Source organism: Actinophytocola sp. (assembly GCF_036555685.1).
Classification (GTDB): Bacteria; Actinomycetota; Actinomycetes; order Mycobacteriales; family Pseudonocardiaceae; genus Actinophytocola.
Genome location: NZ_DATBKY010000232.1, coordinates 1 through 17,171, shown reverse-complemented (window position 1 = coordinate 17,171; position 17,171 = coordinate 1). Strand labels below are relative to the sequence as shown.

Annotated in this window: 14 protein-coding genes and 1 pseudogene; 8 read left to right on the top strand and 7 right to left on the bottom strand. The window is 69.2% G+C overall.

Annotated elements, in window-relative coordinates:
- Nucleotides 1–374: 374 nt before the first annotated feature.
- From VH969_RS22255 to VH969_RS22245, 3 genes are all read left to right on the top strand, one after another.
- Nucleotides 375–1,178, top strand: a complete 804-nt coding sequence (locus VH969_RS22255; RefSeq protein WP_331977285.1) for an ABC transporter substrate-binding protein — start codon at nt 375–377, stop codon at nt 1,176–1,178.
- Nucleotides 1,179–1,258: 80 nt separating this feature from the next.
- Nucleotides 1,259–2,077, top strand: coding sequence for an amino acid ABC transporter permease (locus VH969_RS22250; RefSeq protein WP_331977283.1), 819 nt, complete (start codon nt 1,259–1,261; stop codon nt 2,075–2,077).
- Nucleotides 2,074–2,841, top strand: coding sequence for an amino acid ABC transporter ATP-binding protein (locus tag VH969_RS22245; protein WP_331977281.1), 768 nt, complete (start codon nt 2,074–2,076; stop codon nt 2,839–2,841). Before VH969_RS22250 ends, VH969_RS22245 begins: the two co-directional genes overlap by 4 nt.
- A 253-nt stretch (nt 2,842–3,094) precedes the next feature.
- On the opposite strand, the gene VH969_RS22240 is transcribed toward VH969_RS22245, so the two are convergent.
- The 5 genes from VH969_RS22240 to VH969_RS22220 form a co-directional block, all read right to left on the bottom strand.
- A complete protein-coding gene (locus VH969_RS22240) occupies nt 3,095–3,529 on the bottom strand; it encodes a hypothetical protein (protein ID WP_331977279.1) in 435 nt (144 codons plus the stop codon).
- A 109-nt stretch (nt 3,530–3,638) separates the two neighbouring features.
- Entirely contained in the window at nt 3,639–6,068 is a 2,430-nt protein-coding gene (locus VH969_RS22235; protein WP_331977277.1) for a tetratricopeptide repeat protein, read from the bottom strand.
- Between the two features lie 426 nt (nt 6,069–6,494).
- Entirely contained in the window at nt 6,495–7,175 is a 681-nt protein-coding gene (locus tag VH969_RS22230; RefSeq protein WP_331977275.1) for a hypothetical protein, read from the bottom strand.
- A 71-nt stretch (nt 7,176–7,246) separates the two neighbouring features.
- Nucleotides 7,247–8,680: a polysaccharide deacetylase family protein gene (locus VH969_RS22225; protein WP_331977273.1), complete on the bottom strand. Its 1,434-nt coding sequence runs from the start codon at nt 8,678–8,680 to the stop codon at nt 7,247–7,249.
- A 129-nt stretch (nt 8,681–8,809) separates the two neighbouring features.
- The gene (locus VH969_RS22220; protein WP_331977271.1) at nt 8,810–9,496 is read right to left on the bottom strand and encodes a LuxR C-terminal-related transcriptional regulator; all 687 of its coding nucleotides are present in this window, start codon (nt 9,494–9,496) and stop codon (nt 8,810–8,812) included.
- A 344-nt stretch (nt 9,497–9,840) separates the two neighbouring features.
- On the opposite strand from VH969_RS22220, the gene VH969_RS22215 reads away from it, so the two are divergent.
- From VH969_RS22215 to VH969_RS22195, 5 genes are read left to right on the top strand one after another with little or no spacing between them, the layout of a single operon-like run.
- Nucleotides 9,841–10,578: a LuxR C-terminal-related transcriptional regulator gene (locus VH969_RS22215; RefSeq protein ID WP_331977269.1), complete on the top strand. Its 738-nt coding sequence runs from the start codon at nt 9,841–9,843 to the stop codon at nt 10,576–10,578.
- On the top strand, nt 10,575–11,894 hold the full coding sequence (locus VH969_RS22210) for a nucleotide sugar dehydrogenase (protein WP_331977267.1): 1,320 nt from the start codon (nt 10,575–10,577) through the stop codon (nt 11,892–11,894). The genes VH969_RS22215 and VH969_RS22210 overlap by 4 nt, the downstream gene beginning before the upstream one ends.
- A gap of 16 nt (nt 11,895–11,910) precedes the next feature.
- On the top strand, nt 11,911–12,906 hold the full coding sequence (locus VH969_RS22205; RefSeq protein ID WP_331977265.1) for an NAD-dependent epimerase/dehydratase family protein: 996 nt from the start codon (nt 11,911–11,913) through the stop codon (nt 12,904–12,906).
- A gap of 19 nt (nt 12,907–12,925) precedes the next feature.
- Nucleotides 12,926–14,029, top strand: a complete 1,104-nt coding sequence (locus VH969_RS22200) for a glycosyl hydrolase family 18 protein (protein WP_331977263.1) — start codon at nt 12,926–12,928, stop codon at nt 14,027–14,029.
- Nucleotides 14,026–15,342: a glycosyltransferase family 2 protein gene (locus VH969_RS22195; RefSeq protein WP_331977261.1), complete on the top strand. Its 1,317-nt coding sequence runs from the start codon at nt 14,026–14,028 to the stop codon at nt 15,340–15,342. The genes VH969_RS22200 and VH969_RS22195 overlap by 4 nt, the downstream gene beginning before the upstream one ends.
- Nucleotides 15,343–15,401: 59 nt before the next feature.
- Here VH969_RS22195 and VH969_RS22190 read toward each other — a convergent pair whose 3' ends face one another.
- Nucleotides 15,402–16,706: an AMP-binding protein gene (locus VH969_RS22190; protein WP_331977259.1), complete on the bottom strand. Its 1,305-nt coding sequence runs from the start codon at nt 16,704–16,706 to the stop codon at nt 15,402–15,404.
- Nucleotides 16,707–16,724: 18 nt separating this feature from the next.
- Nucleotides 16,725–17,171, bottom strand: a pseudogene (locus VH969_RS22185) (FkbO/Hyg5 family chorismatase); the annotation flags it as partial.

The following is a 17,171-nucleotide window of genomic DNA, read 5'->3' as shown; positions in this document are numbered from 1 at the left end:
GCCCCCACGTCCAGCCGGTGACCTGCCGGAAGTCACCGGAGTCTTCATCGTCGTCATCGCGCCCCCCAGCTGCTCGACGGCGAGCATCGCACACGCGAAAATCCGGGCGGCCGCGGGGATCCCGCATTCCGAAATGACATTGGAATTGCATAGCGACCGGTACTTCGAAATGCACATCTGAGCGCCGATGTGCACATTTGTCGACCGACGTCGACCCGATCGGCGCCCCTTGCCGATCACGGGTGCCGCCGATCAGACCGAGACGTTCCGGTGCGGTTACGAGCGCACAACATCGCCCGCTGGTGTTGGGTGGTATACGTGCGAGGTGGCACTATGCGCTGCCAAGTCCGATTTGAGCGACGAGGAGTTGCACTGTGAGACGTCGACCCACGCTGAAGGTATGGGCGCTCGTGCCCGCGTTGGCCCTGGTACTCGCCGGCTGCGGGGACGACTCCGGCAACGGCGGTGCGGCCGATAGCGGCCCCGAGCTGGTGAACGACGGGAAGTTGATCAACTGCACCGGGCTGCCGTACAAGCCGTTCGAGTACGAGGAGAACGGCGACGTCGTCGGCTTCGACATCGACCTCGTCGACCTGATCGCCAAGAAGCTGAAGGTCGAGCAGGAGGTCGTCGACACCCCGTTCGACGGCATCCAGTCCGGTGCGGACTTCAACTCCGGCAAGTGTGACATCTCGTCGGCCGGGATGACGATCACCGACGAGCGCAAGCAGAACATCGACTTCTCCGACCCGTACTTCGAGGCCACCCAGGCGCTGGTCGCGAAGAAGGGGTCGGGAATCGAGGACATCACCGATCTGGCCGGCAAGAAGCTCGGCGCGCAGAACTCGACGACCGGCTACGACTACGCCAACGAGAACGCCAAGGACGCGGAGATCGTCAACTTCGAGGATCTCGGCCTGCTGCTGACCGCGGTGGAGTCCGGTCAGGTCGACGCCGGCATCAACGACAACGGCGTGCTCTACGACTGGGTCAACGAGAAGACCGACTTCGAGGTCGTCAAGGAGTTCGACACCGGCGAGCAGTACGGCATGGGCGTCCGCAAGGGCAACACCGCCCTGCTGGACGTGGTCAACGAGGTGCTGGCCGACACCAAGTCCAGCGGCGAGTACGACAAGATCTACGAGAAGTGGTTCGGCACGAAGCCACCCGCCAAGTAGCCGACCGGCGCAGGGGCCCGCGCGTCTCGCACGGGCCCCTGCGCGTCCGGCCGATCCCACTCTCGAGGAGTTGCCGTCGCATGGCGATGTCCAAGCGCAAGCGGGCCCGGGTCATCCGTTGGGTGCAGTACGGCATCCTGGTCGCGGTCGTGCTCGTCGTGGCGTTCACCGCGAACTGGACCAAGATCCGCACCACGTTCTTCGACCTCGAGGTCGCCCGGGACATGTTCCCGGACGTCATCACGGTCGCCCTGGTCAACACGATCATCTACACCGCGCTGGGCTTCGGGTTCGGGTTGGCGCTCGCACTCGTCCTCGCGCTGATGCGGCTGTCGACCGTACGCGCGTACCGCTGGCTGTCGGGCATCTATATCGAGTTCTTCCGCGGCCTGCCGGCCCTGCTGGTCATCCTCGCCGTCGGCACCGGTATCCCCCTGGCGTTCGGCACCTTCCTCGACAAGTACGTGGCGCTGATGATCGCGCTCGGCATCGTCGCCTCCGCCTACATGGCCGAGACGCTGCGCGCCGGCATCCAGGCGGTGCCGCGCGGTCAGGTCGAGGCCGCCCGCTCGCTGGGGATGTCGTCGGGGCGCACGATGGTCAGCATCGTCATCCCGCAGGCTTTCAAGATCATCCTGCCGCCGCTGACCAACGAGCTGATCCTGCTCACGAAGGACTCCTCGCTGGCGCTGTTCCTCGGCGCATCGGTGTCCGAGTACGAGCTGACCCAGTTCGGCCGGGTCGCCCTGAACGAGTCCCGCAGCCTCACGCCGGTGCTGGTGACCGGTGTCTGCTACCTGATCATCACGATCCCGCTCTCCTACCTGTCGCGGTACCTGGAGCGCCGGACCGGCGGCCGGAAGATCAGCACGCCCGAGTCGACCGAGGTGACGGCATGAGTACTCCCGACCTCGTGGTCGACATCACCGGCCTGCACAAGTCGTTCGGCTCCGTCGAGGTACTGCGCGGGATCGATGTGCGGGTCGAGCGTGGCGAGGTGGTTTGCGTCATCGGGCCCTCCGGGTCCGGCAAGTCCACGTTGCTGCGCTGCGTGAACGTGCTGGAGGAGCCGACCGCGGGTTCGGTCGTCGTGGACGGGGTCGAGCTGACCGACCCCGATGCCGACGTGGACGCCGCCCGAACGAAGATCGGCATGGTGTTCCAGTCGTTCAACCTGTTCTCCCACCTGAACGTGCTGAACAACCTCACGATCGCGCAGGTCAAGGTGCTCAAGCGCAGCAATGCCGAGGCGAAGCAGACCGGGCTCGCGAACCTCGAGCGGGTCGGCCTTGCCGGCCGCGAGGCCGCGATGCCGAACCAGCTCTCCGGCGGCCAGCAGCAGCGAGTGGCGATCGCCAGGGCGTTGTCGATGAACCCGGACGTGATGCTGTTCGACGAACCGACGTCCGCACTGGACCCGGAGCTGGTCGGCGACGTGCTCACCGTGATGCGCCGGCTCGCCGACGAGGGCATGACGATGCTCGTGGTCACCCACGAGATGCAGTTCGCCCGCGAGGTCGCCGACCGGGTCCTGTTCATGGACGACGGCGTCATCGTCGAACAGGGTCCGCCGGAGCAGGTCATCGGGAACCCCCAGGAGCAACGCACCCGGACGTTCCTGTCCCGGGTGCTCAACCCGGTGCACATCGATCCGGCCGAATGACTGCGGGACACGCGCGAACCCGACCTCCCCGTCGCCTGAGTTCGGCCCCAAGCACGTGATCGCTGTGCACGCACTGCAACAGGTGTGCCAACCATCTACCGCGGCGCCCGCTGCCCGCTCAATGCAGCCGATCCGCCGACGACGGCCACCGAACACGAGAACGCTGTCGAGGCCGACCAGCTGCGTGCGGCACGATGGGTCGAAGGCGTGGCGGCCGGCTGCGACCACCACGCCCGCGTGCATCGAGCCGGTGTCAGTCGCAGTGACCCCAGGGTATTTCACCGTGCCCGACCGCCGATGCCGTGAGGAAGTTCCAGCCCTCGGCGCGAACACACTTGTCGTTGGCCGGCTTCGGACCGGTGGCGACCCAGTTGCGACCAGAACCGACCGCCTCGCAGTAGGTCCTGGTATCGGCCCTTCCGACGTAGAGGCACACCCTCAGCCTGAGGTGCGTCAACGACGTGACCACCTGCGCACAGTTTCGTCCGTTGTCGTAGAAGAGTCTGACCCGGCCCACGGTGCGTTCTTGGCCACCGGGCAGGGTATCGATCAGCAGCGCACTGTCGATCTGTGTTCCCGGGCAGGTGCGCGGTGGTGCCGCCGCCGCCGAGCCGCTAGCGGTCACCAGGCCCATAACCGCCATGGACACCACGGCGAGAGCGCTGAAGACCGCCTTACCAAAACGCATGTCCTCTCCTTCCACTTGTGGATGTTGACCACGGCCTGGAGCCTTGCGTGTAGAGGACATGAACCCGGTACCTTCGATCAGTTTCGATCAGCGACGCGCCACCCGGACGTCAGATGCCGGCCGCAGACTTCCGCAGCCGATCCGCCACCGCGGACGCCTCGGCAGTGCCGAGGTCGGTGTACAGGGAGACCGCATTTCGCCAGTGCTTGCGGGCGGCGGTCAGCTCGCCGTTGGCCGCGAGGCAGCGGCCGATCCCGTCGTGGGCGCGGGCCTGCTCGTAGCGCTGGTCCAGCTGCCGGCTCATGGTCAGGGCACGGCGGTGACAGCCGAGTGCCCGCTCAGGCCGGCCGAGGCCGAGCTGCGTGCCACCCATGGCATTGAGGACTTGGACCTGGAGCTCCCGAATCCCGTCGCCAGTGGCGATCTCCATGGCCTGGTCGTGCAGGTCCAGGGCGCGGTGATGGTCGCCGAGCGCCGCGTGCACCAAGCCCAGCTGGTTCAACGCGTCGGCCTCGCCGGCGCGATGCCCGACCCGCCGAACCAGGGCGAGTCCGGCCTGCAGCTGGGTCAGCGCTTCCCGACTGCGGTGCAGCCGCTGGTACGAGGCACCGAGGTGGATCAACGCCGCGCCTTCGACAATGCGGTCACCGGACCGCCGGCTGATCGTGAGCGTCTGCCTACAGGTCTCGATCGCGTCCTGGTAGTGGCCAAGCAGGTAGTCCGCCACGGCCACGTTGCCCATGGCCCTCCCCAACGCCACCTCGTCACCGGTGGCCTCGGCGCTGCTCGCGGCGTGCCTGAACTGACGCCTGGCCTCCGCGAGCCGGCCCAGGTACAGCTCGGTGCCACCGAGGTTGATCAGCACTCGGAACACGTCCTGGTGGTTTCCGTTATCGCGGTATAGATCGGCCGCGCGGGTGAGTTCGTCCCTCGCCGCGTGAAAGCGGCTGAGGTTGATGTGCGCGATCCCGAGGTGGGTCAGCGCCCGTGCCCGGGCGAGGGCGTCGGCCGAGGTGCGGCTCGCGGCCGCGTGCAGGATTTCTGCGTCCAGGTGATGTCCGGACAGGTCCAGGTAGCGGAACAGGATCATCGACAGGTGGCCGGTGTGCTCGGGCCATCCGTGCGCCGCAGCATGGATCGCCGCCGCGACAAGGTTCACCCGCTCGGCATCCAGCCAGGCCGTGGCCGACGCGCGGTCGGCGAACCCGGGTGCCGGGATGTCGCGGTCGGGCACCGCAGGCAGCCGGTGTGCCTCATGCGGGGCGTAGTGGTTCATCGCCAGCAGAGCGGAGTGCCGGTAATGATCGAGCAGCCGGGTCAGGGCGGCGCGCCGGGCGCTGGCCGGTTCCTCGTCCGTGGCCCGGCTCGCGGCGAACATCCGGATCACGTCGTGCAGCTCGAAACGCCCGGTGACGCGCTGCCGGAGCATGTTCGTCGTGGCCAACGCGGCCAAAGCCGCCTCCGCGTCGCCCGGCCCGCAACCGGCGAGAGCCGCCGCGGCGAAGCCGTCGACATCCCGGCCGGGGTGCAGCGCGAGCAGGCGCAGCAGCCGGCGGGCTCCGGCCGGGAGTTGGTCGTACGACAGGCCGATGGTGGCCTGCACGCCGTCCTCCAGGCGCAGGCGGTCCGTGCGCTCGGCCAGCCGGGCAAGGTGGTCGGCCGGGGCCCAGTCGGGTGTCGACCGGATCCTGTTGGCCACCAGCGACAGTGCCAGCGGCAGGTGGCCGGCCAGCTCGGCGATCCCGGCGGCCGCGGCCGGGTCGGCGTCCATCCTTTCGGTGCCGGCGATGCGGCGCAGCAGCGCGACCGACTCCTCCCGGCGGAGCACCTCCAGCCGCAGATGCGTCGCCGGCAGCCCCTCCAGCCGGCGTCTGCTGGTCACCAGCACGAGGCAGGACGAGCTGCTCGGCACGAGCGGACGGACCTGCTCCACCGACGCGGCGTTATCCAGTAGCAGCAGCGCGCGTCGGCCGGCGAGCAGCTTTCCGAACAAGGCGGCACGGTGAGCGAGGGTCAGTGTCGCCACATGGCCGGCGGGCACTCCGAGCCGGCGCAGGAAGCCGGACAGCAACGCCGCGGGGTCCGCAGGTGGGAGTTCGGCGTCGAACCCCCGCAGGTTCACCGAAAGGCACAGGTCGGTGAACCGGCCAGCGGCCCGCAGCGCATGTGCTACGTGCACCGCGAGGGTGGTCTTGCCGACACCCGCCATGCCTTCCAGCACGTAGACAACGGCCGTGCTCCCCGTGCCGTCGTCCGGTCCTTCGAGAATCGCGGCGCATTCCGAGACACGACCGGTGAACTCCGCCAGGTCGTCGGGAAGCCCATCGGCCACCGCGACGATCGCGGCGGTGGACCGACGTTGCTCGATCGCCACACAGGCCCGCTGCCACGCCTGCGCCGGAGCCGGATCACCGAGCAGTGCCGTGGCGATATCGGCGACCAGGGCATCATCCAGCAGCGCGCGACCGGGCTGCAGGCAGCGGTACACGGTGTTGTAGACCGGCAACTCCGCGACGCCACGCGCTTTCCGGAGGCGCACCACCTGTCGATGAAGTTCTCGGTAGGACATTCCGCCCCAGACGCGCAGCGCACGCAACCGATCGACGAGTTCATCGTAGGTCGTGATTTCGGCCGCGCTTGGCGGTGGCCCGAGCACGCGCTCGCGTTCAGAAGCAGCTTCCGACACCCCGCCACCTCGAATGACTCCCGGCCGCGATCCGACGGCCGGATCTTACCGACTGACGCCAACCGGTCACTAATCTTGATCTTGTGTAGCGGCGGCGGCCAATTCCGGCCAGGACCTCTCACCGGGCCGCCCCGGCGGTCAACGGACCGTCGGACGAGAGCCGAGCGAGCTCTTGCGCCGCCACCCGCCGCACGGCCGTGAATGTCCTGAGTGGAGCACGGATGACGGGTCGAAAGGTTGTGCCCGTCGAGGACGGCGCATGCGTCGCCGACACCGAGGTCACCTACGGGTCGTGACAATGGTCCGCCACGGGCCCGGCGGGACCTCGGCATCGTCCACGAACCGCCAGTCGACGCGGTCGGCGGTGCCGTTCAGTTCGGTGAAGCCGAGGCAGCCGTTCAGGGCGGGCGAGACGTCCATTCCGGCGCCGCCGTACCTGGTGTTCGCCGGCCGGGCGGAGCCGAAAACGTACGCGGAGTCGTGGTACTCGCCGGGGCCCGCGTCCTCGATCTGGCCGTAACACACGCGACCGCCGCGGGCGATCCGCACCCAGCGGTTCTTGAGGTAGCTGAACGACCGGTCACCCGAGTGCGCCCGGTACCGCGGCTCCCGGGCCCACGGCACCACCGCGTCCCGCCGGTCGAACGCGATGTCGTCGTTGACGTCGTCGAACGGGAGGTCCAGGTAAAAAGGGTTCTCGCGAGGGGCCATCCTCGTGGGGAAGTAGCCGTTGCGCGCCGTGCGCCGCTCGGTGTCGCACCTGCCCGCGACGCGGACGCCGTCGCAGCCGCCGTAGTGGGCGAGCCACCGCGGGTCGTACGCCGAAATCTCCTGGCTGCCGTCCGGTGCGGTCGGGTCGAACACCTCACCGACCCAGAACGTCGTCGCGACGATCCCGGTGTGCAGTGGGTACCGGCCGGTCCGTTCGGCCGTCCGGGGTGCCACGCAGGACGCGCTCACGAGCGCCAGTAGGACGGCGAGAACGACCGCCGGCCGGTGTCCACCAGCCGGCGGCCTCCGGGTACCGGACGTCAGTGGGCGTCGTCCGGTGTAGGCACCGCGATCAACGTTCCCGGTCGGACCGCGCCTGCCCCCGGCACTGTCGGCGCACCCCTGGCGATCACCGTGGCGCGCACCGGGGTCGTACCGCTCGGCCGGCTCCGCGTCGCCGGCGCCTTGGCCGCCGGGCTGCCGCCCGCGCTGCCGGCGAACGTGTAGTCGTCCGTGGTCAGCGAGCCGTTGGTGATCAGGGCGAGGCCGAAGCTCATGCCCGACGCGCCGGCGGGCACGGGCGGCGTCGTCCAGGTCGCCTGGGTCCAGGTCGACGCGGCGGCGAACCACGGGCTGGACGTCCAGTACGCCCACGCTCCGGTGGCGTTCCGGTAGTAGAGCGCGTACTGGGTGATGCCGGTGGCCTTGTACCAGGTGCCGAGGTTGTAGGTCCGCCCCGGCGTCACGCTCGGCGAGCACGAGCCCAGATCCATCTGGGGCATCAGCTTCGCGTCGCCGTTCACGTAGCCGCTGATGTCGAGCCGCTGGCCGAAGGACCCGCTGTGCGCGTCGGTCGTGCGCGACCAGACAGGGTTGTTGCTCCCCCACCCGCCGGCCATCCAGCAGTCCGGGAACCCGGTGCCGCTGGTCGACTGTTCGAGCGAGGTGTTCGTCAGTCCCGTGTTGGTAGGCGGCGGGATGCGCACGACGGGCTTCACCGTGCCGCCGATCGCCTGGTCGATGGTCTTCACCGTGGTGCCGAGCGCGCCGCGGGCCTTGAGCCAACTCAGGAAGCTGTCCAACACGGTGGGGCTGATCGCCAGCGAGTCGCAGCCGTCGCAGATGTTGTGGAACGTGAACGGGACGAGCCCGCCGCCCCGGCCCTCCGCCGCGGTCACCACGTTCTTCATCTGCTGCAGCGTCCAGGTGGTGTCGATCTGGTCGACGGCCTTGAGCCAGTAGGGGTCGGCCGGCGGGAGGGTCTCCGCCCGGTCGCAGCCGGAGCACCCGTGGGCCGAGGCGATGTCGCCGAGCCCCCGCGCGCTGTTGAACCCACAGTCGCGGGTCGCGTTCTCCACGGCGGTGCTGGCGCTCGCGTACGGGTAGGCGAACGACGTCACGCGGAAGCCCCAGTCCGTCAGGTCGGCACGCGAGTTGCAGATCTGCCGCTTGGCCTCGTCGATCGGCACCCCCGTCAGATCGGGATGGTTCACCGAATGGGCGCCGATCTCGTTTCCGGACGCCGCCAATGTGGACAGGTTCGCCCGGGTCAGGTAGTTGGGCGTACCGATGACACCCGTGATGATGTAGAAGGTGCCCTTCATCCCGTATTTGTTCAGGATGGGCAGCGCGGTCATCTGGTTGGCGTTGCCGTCGTCGAAAGTCAGGCTCACCACGGTGTTCGTCGCCGCCTGAGCCGGGGTGACCACACTCAACGTCGACGCGAAGCCGACCAGTGCGCAGGCCAGCGACACCGAACACGGTCTCCGCCCGAGGCTCTTCCGATGACGTGAGGTTCGCATTCACCGAAGCTAGGTGAGCGGGCACGCCCGAACCACGTGCAGCGGGGTGATTTTGCCTCACCCGGCGGCCGTCCCTGGCTCCTACCGCGCAGCCCTTTGCGATCGCGGGAAATCCGGTCCGCCGCACGGCGTGACGCGTGCGTTGCGGACCGCGTACGCGGCGGCCTCCAGTCGGGAGTGGACACCGAGTTTGTGCATCAGCGCCTGGACATGGCTACGCACCGTGGTGACCGAGACACCCAGCCGCCCGGCCATGAGTTCGGTTCGCTGGCCGTCGACCAGCAGGGCCAGGCACTGGCGTTCGCGGTCGGTGAGCTGGTCGGTGAGATTGTCGGTGAGCGTCCGTCGGTTCGCCCGCTGCACCGGGACGTTCGCCTGCCGCCGCCAGGCCTCGATGTCGACCACCTCGCCGGTCGCCACGCGACGGATCGTGTCGACCAGGTCCGCGCATCTCCTCGCCATGTGGACATAGCCGTCGGCCCGGCATTGCTCGCCCAGCGCCGTCCCGGCCGCATAGGTGGCCTCGGTCAGCAGCACCACTCCCGTCCGCGGGGCCGCCGCACGAACCGCGGCCATCCCGTCCCGGGGTGCGGGATCGAGCAGACCGCGGTTCAGGACGCAGACATCCGGATCGAGCCGGCCCGCCGCCGCCACGACCTCGGTCAGGTCGCGTCCGCTCGCGGCCACCACGAGGTCGAAGTGTCCTAATGCGACCGTCAACGACTCGACGAGCAAGGCTCGGTCATCGCCGATCACGACGCTGGTCATGCCGCCCTCCGCCGGCCCGGAACCGAGACGAAACGACGCCTGAAATTATCGTTATGTCCACACGATCCCGATTCGCTGGACCCTATCCCGGTCTCGCCGAATACCGGTGCATTCTTACAACATTCGATCGGCATCGCGCTCACTCCCCGGAAGCTGCCTCACGTGCTGCTCAAGGCATGTGTCGAGGCACGGCGCCGGCTGTTACGGATCCGCCGAAAAACATCGGTCAGTGCACGAGTGGTCACCCATGTATATCCGGCCATAACCGTCTCCACAATCTGTGTGATGCCGAATTAGTTATCGTTGACGTGGACATACGGAAATCCAGGGGATTGACTCGTCAGGTGGAAAGGATCCGGATCTTTCTGGTCGACGAGCAGCGGGTGTTCGTCGAGGCGCTGGAGCTCAGCCTCTCCTCCCTCGCCGACTTCGCGGTCGTCGGCAGCGCAGGACCCACGGACCCCGACCTGCCGCGGGCGATCGGCGACAGCCGGCCCGACGTGATCGCCGTCGACATCGACACGAGCGCCGACTCCGTCGAGGCGTTGGCGGCACGATTCGCCGGCCTGGCACCGGATGCCGCACTGCTGGTCCTGACGTCCGCGGACGACACCGAGCTCGCTGCTCGTGCGGCGGTGGCCGGGTTCGACGGCTGGGTGTCGAAGGACAGCTCCACCGATGAACTCCTCGACACCGTGCAGGCGGTGTGCCAGGGGCAGATCTCCTACTCGCCGGAACACGTCACCGCGATGGTTCGCATGCTGCGTGAGGACGCGCACCACGCCGCACCGGCCACCAGGCTGGTCGCGCTGCTCAGCGCACGGGAGCACGACGTGCTCGTCGCCATGGTGGACGGTGCGAACAGCGTGCAGATCGCCGAGTTGCTGCACCTGTCCCGCAACACGGTGCGCACCCACATGCGGCACATCTTCCGAAAGCTCAAGGCACACAGCGCGCTCGAAGTCGTCAAGATCGCGCGGGACGCGGGCATCGAGCCCAACCCCGCCAACAGGTATTTCACCCGATTCGGCCCGACCTCGAGGAACGGGACCCGGGAGCAGAGGGGGGCCAGCTTGCCATGACAGCCGTCAACGAGAACCTGGCGGGCGCCGTCGACCCGGCACGCTCCGGGGCGTCGCCGGAACAGTCCAGCGTCGCCGTCGTCGGGATGGGATACGTGGGTCTGCCCACGGCGCTCGGCCTGCACCAGGCGGGCGTGCGCACGATCGGCGTCGACCGCAGCGCCGAGCGGCTTCGCGTGATCGAGTCGGGAGACGCGGACCTCACCGCCGGCGACCGGGCCCGGCTGCGCCCGGCGCTGCTCGACGACCGGTTCGAGCTCACCACGGATCCGGCCCGGCTGGCCGAGGCCGACGCGGTGATCGTCTGCGTGCCGACGCCGCTGGACCGCCACCTGGTGCCCGACCTCGGGCCACTGCGCGCTGCTTGTGCGTCGCTCGTGGCCCACGCGACCCCGGGCCAGACGCTGATCCTCACCTCGACCAGCTTCGTCGGTACGACCAACCAGCTGCTCACCGAACCGCTGCGCCAGCGCGGCATGGTCGCCGGCGACAACGTCTTCGTCGCGTTCAGCCCGGAACGCATCGACCCCGGAAACGCCGACCATGCGCAGGCGACGACGCCGCGGGTCGTCGGCGGGGTCACCGCCGCGTGCGCCGCGCGGGCGCGGCGTGTGCTGGCGCGGCTCACTCCGTCGCTGCACGTCGTCGGGTCGGCGGAGGCGGCCGAGCTGACGAAGTTGTACGAGAACTCGTTCCGTGCGGTGAACATCGCCCTTGCCAACGAGTTCGCCGAGATCTGCCAGACGCTGCGCCTCGACCCGATGGAGGTCACCCGGGCCGCGGCGACCAAGCCGTACGGGTTCCTGGCGTTCTACCCGGGACCCGGCGTCGGCGGGCACTGCATTCCCTGCGATCCGCACTACCTGCTCTGGCAGCTGCGTGAGTTCCGCAACGGCGCGCCGCTGACCAGCCAGGCGATGGCGCTCATCGCGACCCGGCCGCAGCGCGTGGTCGAGCGGGCGGTGGCCGTGCTCTCCGACTCGGGCCGCGGGACGGCGGGCGCACGCGTGGTCGTCGTCGGCGTCGCCTACAAGCCCGGCGTACGCGACCTCCGCGAGTCCTCGGCGTTGGAGATCATCGAGCGGCTGCTCGACCGCGGCGCGAAGGTCGACTACTACGACCCGCTGGTCGACCGCGTCACCCTGCCCGACGGGCGGGTCCTCGACGGGGTCGGCGAGCCGCGTGGTGGCGACTGGGACCTCGCGCTCGTCCACACCGTCCATCCCGGCCATCCCTACGACTGGGTCGCGGAGTGCCCGCTCGTGCTCGACGCGACCTACCGGTTCGAAGCGGTGTCGCACCGAGTCCTCGTGTGAGCCGAAGGAGACACGCATGCGCAGCTTGGTCACCGGGGGCGCCGGCTTCATCGGCAGTCACCTCACCGAGCACCTGCTCGGGCTCGGCCACGAGGTCGTCGTGCTGGACGACCTGAGCACCGGGAGCGTGCACAACCTCGCGGCCGTGGCCGCCGAACCCAGGTTCCGGCTGGTTCGCGGTTCGGTGTGCGACGAGGACGCGGTGCGCGACGCGATGGCGGGCGTGCACGACGTCTACCACCTCGCCGCGGCGGTCGGCGTGTTCACCATCATGGCGCGAACCCTCGACAGCCTGCGTACCAATCTGCACGGCACCGAGGTGGTACTCGACGTGGCGCTCGAGCATCAGGTGCCGGTGCTCCTCACGTCCACCAGCGAGGTGTACGGCAAGAACACGACCGCCGGGCTGCGCGAGGACGACGACCGGATCGTCGGCTCCCCGTTGACGGACCGGTGGTCCTACGCCGAGGCCAAGGCGCTCGACGAGACACTCGCCCACCTCTACCACCGCGAGCTCGGGCTGCCGACCGTCATCGTCCGCCTCTTCAATACCGTCGGTCCCCGACAGACCGGCCGGTACGGGATGGTGATCCCCCGGTTCGTCGACCAGGCACTCGCGGGCCTGCCGCTCACGGTGTTCGGCACCGGGCGCCAGGCGCGATGTTTCTGTCACGTCCTCGACGTCGTGCCCGCTCTGGTGGCGCTGGTCGCCGACCCCGGCGCATACGGCCAGGCGTACAACCTCGGCAACGCCGAGCAGGTGACCATCGAACGGCTGGCGCACAAGGTGATCGCCGCGACGGGCTCGACGTCCGGGATCGTCACGGTGCCGTACGAGCAGGCCTACGGTCCCGGGTACGAGGACATGCAGCGGCGCGTGCCCGACTGCACCCGGGCGCACGACCGGGCCGGGTTCCACCCCACCCGGTCGCTCGACGAGATCATCGCCGCGGTGGTGGCCGAACGCCGCACCCCGCGGCCGGTCGGCATCGCGACGACCGTCGCCGGCTGATGCGGGTGGGAGGCGACGCTTGCCCACGAACCCCCGCGTCGGCGCGACGAGGCGCCGGCTGACGTTGCTGCTCTTCGCCGAGCTGCTGGTGGTGTGGCTGGTGCACCAGCTCGGCGCAGGCGCCGCGACCATGCCGAACACGATCGCCGCGCTGCCCTACTGGAGCGTCGGTGCGCCCGCCGACTCGGCCGTGGCCGGAGCCGACTCGCTCACCGCGATCTCGCCCTGGCTGTACGGCATCGAGACCGACGGGCGGGTCACCTGGCACCCGGCGGCCAAGGAGGCGCGGTGGCGCGCGCAGCTCGACCGGATGCGCGCCGCCGGTCTTGCGATCATGCCGACGATCGCCAACGTCTTCGACGGCAGCTGGCGCGAGGACGTCATCACGCGCATCCTGCACGACGCCGCGGCCCGCCGCCACCACGTCCGGGAGATCGTGCGGCTGGTCGAACGCGAGCACTACCAGGGAATCGACATCGACTACGAGGAGCTGCGCGCGGTCGACCGCGACGTGTTCACCGCATTCGTCACCGAGCTGGCCGCGGCTCTGCACGAGCGGGACAAACTCCTCTCGGTCGACGTGTTCGCCAAGACCTCCGACCGGGGCTACGACGAGCGCAACCGGGCCCAGGACTACGCCGCGATCGGCGCGGTCGCCGACCAGGTGCGGATCATGGCCTACGACTACCACTGGGCGACCTCGGATCCGGGCCCGGTCGCCCCGCTGCCCTGGGTGCGCGACGTCCTCGACTACGCGACCAAGGTCATCGGTGTGGGCAAGATCGTGCTCGGCATACCGCTCTACGGCTACGACTGGGCGCAGGGCAAGGGTGAGCCGGTGACCTGGCTGCAGGCCTACGGCAGGTCGGAGGAGTTCGGCGCCGACGTGGTCTGGGACCAGTTGAACGAGTCCCCCCACTTCAGCTACGTCGGCGACTACGGCATCCACCACGAGCTGTGGTTCGAGAACGCCTACAGCGCGTCGGCCAAGTTCGACCTGGCGCGGAGGTTCCACGTCGGTGGGGTCTTCCTGTGGATGTTCGGCCCGGAGGACCACCTCGTCTGGTCGGTGCTCGACCGGCACTGGCTCGGCCGGACGGGCGACGAGGTGAGCTCCGGATGATCCCCACCTGGCTGCTCGTCATCTTCGTCATCGGCGTGAACTTCACGATCTGGGGCATGGTCGGCCTGGCCCGGATGACCGACCAGCGCCTGCACCCGGTGCCCGACCGCCCCGCGCCCGCACCGGTAGCGCGGTCGGGGCCGACGAAGCCGACGGCACACGTGACGATCGAGCGCGTCGCCGTGCTCATGGCCGCGCACAACGAAGAACTCGTGCTGGCCCGCTCGCTCGCGGCGATCACCGAGCTCGTCCCGGCGCGGAACGTGCACGTCGTGTCCGACGGCTCGACCGACCGGACGGTCGAGCTGGCCATAGCCGCCGGCGTGCACGTCGTCGAGACGCCGTCGAACGTCGGCAAGGCAGGCGCGCTGGCCGAAGGCATCCGGCGCTTCGAGCTGCCCCAGCGGTACCGCGCGGTGCTGCTGCTGGACGCCGACACCCGGCTGCACCGCGACTACTTCCGCGCCGCGCTGCCGCTGTTCGACGACCCGGCGGTGGTCGCCATCGCCGGCTGCGCGGTCACCGACTGGGAGTCGCCGCGCAGGGGTTTCGTCGCCCAGCTGCTCACCGCGCACCGGTCGCGGGTCTACGCGCTCGTGCAGCGGCTGGTGAAGTTCGGGCAGGCGTGGCGGCGCACGAACGCCGTCTCGATCGTGCCGGGCTTCGCGAGCCTGTACCGGTCGGAGGTGCTGCCGGACATCGACATCAACCCGCCGGGGCTGGTCATCGAGGACTTCAACATGACCTTCGAGGTCTACCAACGGAACCTGGGCAAGGTCGGGTTCTGCCTCGAGGCCCGCGCGATGACCCAGGACCCCGACCAGATCAGGGACTACATCCGGCAGGTCAAGCGGTGGGCGCTGGGCTTCTGGCAGACGGTCCGCCGCTACCGGCCGGGCGCGAACCTGTTCACGGCGATGCTCGGGCTCTTCGCGCTCGAGCTGGTCACGGCGAGCCTGCTGATGATGCTGCTGCCGCCGCTGGTGATCCTGCTCGCCGTGCCCGAGCTCGTGCCGGCGAGCGCGGGGTGGCCGGGGTTCGGCGATACGTATCGCGCGGTAGCGGAGCACCTGTCCCTCGGCTCGGTCGGCCTCGGCGTCCTGCTCCCGGACGTGCTGCTGACCGCGGCGGTCGCGGCGGTCGAACACCGGCCGAGGTACCTGCTGTGGGCGCCGCTGTTCCTGCTGATGCGCGCGGTCGACGCCGCGCTGGCGCTCTACACCCTGCCGCTCGCATGGCTGCGCCGATCCGACGGACGGTGGCGCAGCCCGTCCCGCCGAAGCGCCCCGGCCACGATCGCGAGCAGCGGCTGAATCCGTGCCGAGTTCATCGTGGGATTGCCGGAATGCATCATGCCCGGCGTCCCGGCTGTTCAGGCCTGGATGACCGCGTCGTCCCAATCCTCCCCGGGGCCGAAGAACCGCCGGGGCTTCGCGGTGCGACGGGTTCCCTTCAGCACGTCCAGCGGGACGATCGTGCCGGGATCGACCGTTTCCACGTCGGTAGGCACGTCGAAGGCCCGGGTCAGCAGCGCGTGCAGGTCGGCCGCCGCCGCGGTCGCGTGGGCCGGTTCCACCTCGATCTGTACCCGCAAACGGTCGCCGGCCGCCTGGCCGCGCCAGAACAGCACGCCGTAGTCGGCCGGCAGCCGGAAGACCGTCTCCTCGACTTCCGCCGCCGACACCTGGCGGTCGGCGACCACGTAGTCGTGCAGGATCCGGCCGTGCACCCTGAGCGTCGGTAGCTTCCAGCCGCACGGGCAGTCCCGGTAGTACAGCTCGACGATGTCCTCCAGGTCGTAGCGCAGCAGCGGCATGCCCTCCTGGTACAGAGTCGTGACGACCAGGCGCCCGGTGCCCTCCCGGGTGTACTCGCCGGTCTCCGGGTCGTGGATCTCGGGCAGCAGGCGATCGGCCCAGAAGTGCAGGGTGCCGGCCGGGCAGGTGCCGGAGACCGAGCCGATCTCGGTCGAGCCGTAGACGTCGAGCACCGGAACTCCGCCCCACAACTCGGAGATCCGCGCACGGCGGGCCGGGCCGAGCGGCTCGCCGGCGGTGTAGAACGCGCGCAGTGCCGGGAAGTCTCGCTCCGGCCGGTGCCCGCCGAGCCGGGCCGTCGCGGCCCACACCAGGCACTCGAACGGAGTGGACCAGGTGAGGCTCACCTCGGCGTCCCGCATGATCCGGACCAGCGTCGGGTACGGCGAGGTCAGCGTGCGGGCGTCCGCGGCGACGACCGTGGCGCCGGCCGCGAGGCCCGACTGGTGGCCCAGGTGCGCGGCCATCACCAGCGCGTAGGAGATCCGCACCAGTAGCGTGTCGTCACTGGTCATCGGGATCGGGTTGCGCAGGAACCGGTCGACCATCTCGGCCCAGTCCCCGGCCGTGTAGTAGGTGGGGGTTGGGACCGGAGCACCGCCGGTACCGCTGGTTTCGTGGTAGGTCGCCAGTTCGGCCTTCGGCACGGCCAGCATGCCGAACGGGTAGGTCGAGCGAAGGTCGTCCTTCGTGGTGAGCGGGACGTCGTCCAGCGACCACAGCCCGCTCTCGCCGGCGCGCTCGGCATAGAACGGTGCCCGCGTCGCGTGTCGCAGCGCGGCGTCAAGCAGCTTCTCCTGCGCCGCGCGCAGTTCGTCGAAGCTGTGCCAGTGGCTGATGGGGTGTAATTCGTTGCGCACGGGTCTCTCCTTTTCTCGTCAGTGTCCCGGCAGGGCGACGAAGCCCTCGATCTCCACCAGCAGCTCTTTCCGGCAGACGTCCGCGATCGCGTACAGGATCTCGGCGCCGGAACCGAAAACGGATGCGCAGACTCGCTGGACGGTATCGACGTCGCGCGGATGCTTCAAATAGACCTTCACGCTGTCGAGATCACGTAGGGTGATTTCCGCGGCGATTCCGTGACGGCGAAGATTTTCCTGGGATACCAGCTCCGCGATGTTCTCGAGAGTCGTTCTGGCCTGCATTTCCACGTTTCCCGCGTGTACGGTCTCATGGCCGATGATGCTGGCGGTGCCGGATACGAACAGCGACCGGAAACCGTCGGCCGAGCGGACGTGAGCTGCCCGTGCGAACGACGGCGACTGGATTCCGTAGCGGTCCGGGTACTCGTATGCCCGAACCTGGCGGGGGTTCTCGATCCGGGT

Excerpts from the sequence above, each read along its gene's own strand:
- VH969_RS22250 (WP_331977283.1), top strand. The coding sequence starts at position 1,259 with ATGGCGATGTCCAAGCGCAAGCGGGCCCGGGTCATCCGTTGGGTGCAG.
- VH969_RS22245 (WP_331977281.1), top strand. The coding sequence starts at position 2,074 with ATGAGTACTCCCGACCTCGTGGTCGACATCACCGGCCTGCACAAGTCG.
- VH969_RS22240 (WP_331977279.1), bottom strand. The coding sequence starts at position 3,529 with ATGCGTTTTGGTAAGGCGGTCTTCAGCGCTCTCGCCGTGGTGTCCATG.
- VH969_RS22220 (WP_331977271.1), bottom strand. The coding sequence starts at position 9,496 with ATGACCAGCGTCGTGATCGGCGATGACCGAGCCTTGCTCGTCGAGTCG.
- VH969_RS22210 (WP_331977267.1), top strand. The coding sequence starts at position 10,575 with ATGACAGCCGTCAACGAGAACCTGGCGGGCGCCGTCGACCCGGCACGC.
- VH969_RS22205 (WP_331977265.1), top strand. The coding sequence starts at position 11,911 with ATGCGCAGCTTGGTCACCGGGGGCGCCGGCTTCATCGGCAGTCACCTC.
- VH969_RS22195 (WP_331977261.1), top strand. The coding sequence starts at position 14,026 with ATGATCCCCACCTGGCTGCTCGTCATCTTCGTCATCGGCGTGAACTTC.